This is a genomic window from Janthinobacterium sp. JF4 (assembly GCF_059617925.1).
Window position 1 is genome coordinate 405,039 of sequence record NZ_JCAQAV010000002.1, and the last position, 6,140, is coordinate 411,178.

4 protein-coding genes and 1 tRNA gene are annotated in these 6,140 nt (G+C 61.0%); 1 reads left to right on the forward strand and 4 read right to left on the reverse strand.

The features are described 5' to 3' along the window. Positions 1–55: 55 nt before the first annotated feature. The 3 genes from AC54AF_RS03655 to AC54AF_RS03665 form a co-directional block, all read right to left on the reverse strand. On the reverse strand, positions 56–2,713 hold the full coding sequence (locus AC54AF_RS03655; RefSeq protein WP_496635430.1) for a TonB-dependent receptor: 2,658 nt from the start codon (positions 2,711–2,713) through the stop codon (positions 56–58). Positions 2,714–2,775: 62 nt separating this feature from the next. Continuing rightward, positions 2,776–3,075 (reverse strand): hypothetical protein, encoded by a 300-nt coding sequence (locus AC54AF_RS03660; RefSeq protein WP_496635431.1) that lies wholly within the window; start codon positions 3,073–3,075, stop codon positions 2,776–2,778. Next, a tRNA-Arg gene (locus AC54AF_RS03665) sits at positions 3,048–3,123 on the reverse strand. The genes AC54AF_RS03660 and AC54AF_RS03665 overlap by 28 nt, the downstream gene beginning before the upstream one ends. A gap of 199 nt (positions 3,124–3,322) precedes the next feature. Between AC54AF_RS03665 and AC54AF_RS03670 the strand changes: the two genes are divergently transcribed. Next, positions 3,323–3,880 (forward strand): c-type cytochrome, encoded by a 558-nt coding sequence (locus AC54AF_RS03670; RefSeq protein WP_496635432.1) that lies wholly within the window; start codon positions 3,323–3,325, stop codon positions 3,878–3,880. Between the two features lie 115 nt (positions 3,881–3,995). Here the strand turns inward: AC54AF_RS03670 and AC54AF_RS03675 are convergent, their stop codons facing one another. Then, positions 3,996–5,909, reverse strand: coding sequence for a methyl-accepting chemotaxis protein (locus AC54AF_RS03675; RefSeq protein ID WP_496635433.1), 1,914 nt, complete (start codon positions 5,907–5,909; stop codon positions 3,996–3,998). Positions 5,910–6,140: the final 231 nt, after the last annotated feature.

Genomic DNA, 6,140 nt, shown 5'->3' on the forward strand with positions numbered 1-6,140 from the left:
TGCCGAAGACAGTACGAGGAGTACGGCGAGGCAATGCAACGCAGCCATGGACGTTTTACATTTTCCAGCGTAAAGAGAGGCCAACTGTCCGGTCATAGCGGCGCGTATCGCGCGCATACACGCCCGGCGCGTTCCAGTAATCCTTGAACTTGGTGTCGAGCAAGTTATTGCCGTCCAGGGTCACGGTGAACTGCTCGTTGATCTTGTACGACAGCGAACCGTCGAGCTGGGCCGTCGGCGCCACTTTCAAGTCGAAGCCGGGGCCGCCCTGGTTGTAGCTGTCGATGAATTTCGAGCGCCAGTTGTAGGCCAGGCGGCCCGACCAGGCGTCTTTTTCATACAGCACGACCAGGTTGTAGGCATAGCGCGACACGCCCGTGATGGCATGGCTGCCCGTCTCGTCGTCGGTGGTGCCGCTCATATAGGTGCCGTTCGCCTGCAGGCCCAGGCCGCTCAAGATACCGGGCAAGCCGTCATAGAACTGCTGGTAACCGATTTCCAGGCCTTGCAGCTTGCCGGCGGCCGTGTTGTACGGGCGGTCCACGTCATAGCTCTTGCCGCCGATGGTTTCGCTGGCAATGCGCTGCTGGATATAGCCGTCGAACTTGTGGTGAAACACGGTGGCCGTCACGGAACCGGCCGGCGCGAAATACCATTCCAGTGCCGCGTCGACATTGTCGCCCTTCACCGGTTTCAAGTTCGGATTGCCGCCCGCGCCCGTCGCTTTCACCGTTTCCGTCGAGTTGACCAGGGCCACGCCCGGGTTCAGCTGGACAAAGCCCGGGCGGCTGATGGTGCGGCCCGCCGCGAAGCGGCCGACCAGATCGGCGCGCAGCTTGATTTTCATGGCCACGCTCGGCAGCACATCGGTGCTGGCCGTGTCGCTGATGACGGGCGTGTAGACGCCATCCTGCGAACTGTTGCCTTGCAGGCTTTGCTCCGTGCGCACGACGCGCACGCCGACGGTGCCATCGACAGGGTAGGCACCCAGTTTAAAAGCGATCTTCGCCTTGGTGTAGATGGAATACGTCTTTTCCGTGTCCTTGAAGAACGAGCCCGGGTCCATGGCGCGCGCCGCGTTGCTGCCCGTGACGGCTTGGCGGATGGTGCCCGTGTTATTGAGCAGGAAGCTGGCGCACGGCGTGTACCACTGCTTCAAGCCATAGTCGGGGCCGCCGCTGGACATCGGTTCCGACAGGCAATTCAAGCCCGGAATCGACGTCACGCTCTGGCGGCCGAACGGAAACGCGGCGCCGGACACGTCCGGTGCTTCCGCATTGCCCTCGAAACTCTTGATCGATTCGGCTTCGCGTTTGACGCCGCGCACGCCGACGCTGATTTCCTTGAAGATGCCGCCGGCACTGGGCGTGTACGCCAGGTCGGCGCGCACGTCGTTCGAGCTGCCCTGATCCTGCCCGTAGCGGTCGAAGAAGCCCTTCAGATAGTAGTTCGACGGGTCTTGCAAGTCGATACCCGAGTAGTCGACGTGCAGGGTGCCATTCTGATTGGTATTGATGGTGGCGTTCGGCACGACGGTGATGGCGTCGAGAATCGGGTTGCGCCATTTGAACGTGCTTTTGGTGCTGGCCACTTCCGACGTGAAACGCCATTCCGGGTTGATATCCCACAAGCCGCCCACGGCAAATTGATGCGTCTTCGTCTGGTTCTTGTTCGCCTGCGTCGACATGATGGTGTTGACGTTGGTCGAGGTGAGCGTTTGCAGCTGGTCGGTACCGGGAATTTTTGTGGCCGACACGGGCGTACCCCACCATGGCAAGCCGACGAAGTAATCGGACTCGGCATCGAGCAGGAAGCGCGTGGCCATGCCTTCCGCGTACAGTTCGACGTCCGCGTTCGGACGCCATTGCAGAACGGCATTGGCGGTGCTGCGGCGGCGGTCGCCCTTGATCGGCAGCAAGCCCACCTGGTCCGGCCCCGTCAACCCCGGCGACAGGAAACTTTTGTCCACGGGCGCCGTATTGAACGCGCGCTCCTCATGGTAACGGTGCTGCTGCTGAGACAAGCCCAGCAGCGCGCCCACTTCGCCGATGTCCGTCTTCCAGCGGTTCGCCACCATGCCGCTGATGTTCGGGTCGGTGGCTTTCGATTTGTCGCTGTAGACGGCGCGCGTATTCACGCTGGCCGTAAATTCCTTGAAGTCGAACGGGCGGTTGGTGCGCACGTCGATGATGCCGGCCACGCCGCCCTCGACCTGGTCCGCGCCCTGAGACTTGTACACGTCGACGCGCTGCAGCATGGTGGCGGGAATGTCGGCCAGGTTGACGTAGCGGCCCGTGGTGGTGAACAGTTCGCGGCCGTTGAGCAGGGTCGTGACATCGCGCAAGCCGCGGATCATGACGGCGCTCGCTTCGCCCGAATCGCGGCGGATCTGGATGCCGGAAATGCGCGCCAGGGTTTCGGCCACGTTGTTATCAGGAAATTTGCCGATGTCGTCGGCCACGATGGAATCGATGACCTGGTCCGAGCGCATCTTGATCTGCTGGGAATTTTGCGCCGAGCGGCGCACGCCGCTGACGGTCACGACCGACACTTCCGCGGCAGGCTCGGCACTGGCATCGGCCACCACCGCGTCCTGCGCCCATACCGAAGCCGTGCTCAGCAGGCCGATACCGGCCAATGCCGCAACGGCTGCCTTCAAGGTGAATGGACGAGGGAAAGTGGCCGCGAGCGGGCCGGTGGCGTGGCGCATCATGAATCTCCAGATATTGTATTGATATTGTTGTGCGGCTTGCATGTCGTTCGCATGCTCGGCGTTTATCTTAGAGGCTGGGCGATAATCTCTCCAATCAATTTTTCCACTGTTTCGATATCAATTTTGATATCGGCGGCTGAGGAACTTTGGAGCTTGCAAAGCGACAACGGTAGGGGCGTCAGGGGCAATTCCGAGAGGACGGCGCACATGGCATCCCCGGCAAGCTGGCAAACTGCGATACAGACCTTGTCAGGCTTGCTGAAATAATAGGGGGGATATAGCATGCAGCCAGCATGGCAATGCTGGCTGGATAAAACGCGAGTCTTGATTTGTCTGGTGCGGCTGGCGGGGATCGAACCCACGACCCTTGGCTTCGGAGGCCAATACTCTATCCACTGAGCTACAGCCGCGTAGGGGGAATTTCTGAAGTGATGCGAAGGATACCGTTTTTCTTTACCTACGTCTACGGAAACTGTCGTATCACTGGCAATTGCATGTCGCTGCTCAATTTTTGTGCCTATAATTGTGGGTTTCATAAAGGTTTACATACAAGCATGTAAAAATGCTACCTTACACGGCCATCAGTTTCAAATCTGGACTAAGGACATCATGAGCGACGCACATAACGAACAACAATCAGCGATCAAAACGCCTAAACAATTGCTTGCCGCCGTAGCTGGCTTCTTCCTCGTCACCGTCATCGGCATCATCTTGCTGGTGCAGTTCGTCACGGCGCAAAAACTGACGGGCGCCGGTACGGACAGCCAGTCGCCGGAAGCCATTGCCGAGCGCCTGAGCCCCGTCGCCAACGCCGGCTTTACCTTCAAGGATGCCAGCGGTCCGAAGGTGCTGCAAAGCGGCGAAGCCGTCTACACGGCCACCTGCGTGGCTTGCCATGGCGCCGGCGTGGCCGGTGCACCGAAATTTGGCGACGCGGGCGGCTGGTCGGCCCGTCTGGCCCAGGGCTACGATACGGTCCTGAAACACGCCATCGAAGGCTTGCGCGCGATGCCTGCCAAGGGCGGCAATCCCGACCTCGACGATGTGGAAGTGGCGCGCGCCGTCGTCTACCTCGCCAATGCGTCGGGCGGCAAGTTCAAGGAACCGGAAGTGCCGGCGCCGGCCGCTGACGGCGCTGGCGCACCAGCGCAAGAAGCCACGAAATAATCACGATGCCGCGTCAAGCGGCGCGTTGAAGCGGCCCCAGGGTTGCTTCGGATGTAAAAAAGCCGCCCAGTTCATCAGAACTGGGCGGCTTTTTCATGCGCGTTCGCGCCGCGCGTTACAGCTTGAATCCGCCGATGATCTGCTCAAGCTTGCCGGTCTGCTCCTGCATCGAATGGGCTGCCGCCGCCGCCTGCTCCACCAGCGCGGCATTCTGCTGGGTGTTGTCGTCGAGCTGGGCGATGGCCTGGTTCACCTGGCCGATGCCCGTTTCCTGCTCCTGACTGGCCAGCAGGATCTCGCCGATGATGTTGGCGACCTTGTCGGTGCCGGCGACGATGTCGTGCATGGTGGCGCCAGCCTGGTCGACCAGCTTGGTGCCGGCGTCAACGTTGTGCACCGATTCAACGATCAGCGCGCCGATTTCCTTGGCCGCCGTGGCCGAGCGGTGCGCCAGGTTGCGCACCTCGGACGCCACCACGGCAAAGCCGCGGCCCTGTTCGCCGGCCCGGGCCGCCTCGACGGCCGCGTTCAGCGCCAGGATATTGGTCTGGAACGCGATCCCGTCGATGACGCTGATAATGTCGGCGATTTTCTTCGATGAACGTTCGATCGCGCCCATCGTCTCGACCACCTGCGTCACCACCACGCCACCCCGCGCCGCCACCTGCGAAGCGTCCATCGCCAGCCGGTTGGCCTCCTGGCCGCTGCTGACGTTCTGCCTGACGGTGCCGGTCAGCTCCTCCATCGACGCGGCGGTCTGCTCGAGCGCGCTGGCCTGGCTTTCGGTGCGGGCCGACAGATCCTGGTTGCCGCTGGCGATTTCACGCGAGGCCAGCGCGATGGAGCCGGTGCTGCGGCCGATTTCGCGCATCATCTGCTGCAGCCGTTCGATGAAGGCGTTGAAGCTGCCGGCCACATCATTGAACTCGCTGCCGCCACCACCTGGCAAACGCCGCGTCAGGTCGGCGTCACCGGCCGACAGCGCGTCGATATTGCTCTTGAGTACACCCAGGCGCCCCATGAACAGGCGGATGCTGCCGATGAACATGGCCAGCAGCAGCAAGGCGATGGGGATCTGCACCATGCCCAGCTTGCTCAAGATGCGGTCGCTTTGCTCGGTCAGCTGGCTGGTCGGCAAACCGGTCGCCAGCACCCACGGACTGCCCGGTATCGCCTTCAGAAACAAGGTGTGAGGCGTGCCGTCGCTGCGATATTCCGATTCGGCCACGCCCTGCGCATCGAGCTTGGGCAGCAGGCGGCCGATTTCCGCCACCATCGGCGAACTGGACGCCAGATCCTCGACCTTCTTGAGCACGATTTCGTCCTTGATATACGTACTGTTGCTGATGATCTTGCCGTCGCGCTCGACGATCAGGATCTGGCCGTGGATCGCCGCCTCCATGTCGGCCACCAGGCGGTTGAAGAAACCCAGCGTCACGTCGATGGTGGAAACGCCGTACAGCTCGTTATCCTTGTAGATCGGCATGGCGCAGTTGGTGCGCGGCTGGGCACTGGCGTCGTCCTTGTAGGCCTTGGCCCAGTCGCAATGCCCCTTGGCCGACTTGAGGCCGCCCAGATACCAGCTCTGCTCGAAGTACTTCAGCGACTCCGGCGAGTTCCAGTGGGTGTTGACGACCAGCTTGTTGGAAGCGTCGCGGGCAAAAAATGTGCTGAACTTGTCGCGCTCGGGATCGCGCTTTTTCGGCAGCGGCCAGATGCCGCCGCCAAACACATTCGGGTCGGAATACTGGTCAACCAGCCCCGGCAGCAGGACGTCGATCGCCGCGCTGTCCATCAGCGCCACCGTCTGGGTGATGCTGCGCTGCTGCGCCTCCACCTGTCGCAGCTGCTCGGTAATCCTGGTGGAAATTTTGCTCACATCAAAGCCGACCACCATGCCCTCGGTACGTTTCAAATCCGGCGTGACGAAAAAATGGATGACGGCCAGGGTCATGACCAGCAACACGACAAAAACAAGGCTGAACACGGTGATAAAACGGGCTTGGCTGGTACGAAAGATGTCTCTCACAATAGTTCCTTTTGAATAGCATGCAGGGCGCGACCGAGAGATATTATTGTTTCCATCCAGATATAGGCGCTTCAATCTTCGTTGTCAACGAGCAAGGGAAATCGCCGCTGGGGCACGCAACACTTCGCTGTACCCGGCTTGCACGCAGTAAAAAAAGGCTCTGTCCTCGGTAAATGGGGGAAATGCCGGAATCTTCCCTTGGCAGTGCTGTCTGACTCTGCATACTCACCA

Excerpts from the sequence above, each read along its gene's own strand:
- AC54AF_RS03655 (WP_496635430.1), bottom strand. The coding sequence starts at position 2,713 with ATGATGCGCCACGCCACCGGCCCGCTCGCGGCCACTTTCCCTCGTCCA.
- AC54AF_RS03670 (WP_496635432.1), top strand. The coding sequence starts at position 3,323 with ATGAGCGACGCACATAACGAACAACAATCAGCGATCAAAACGCCTAAA.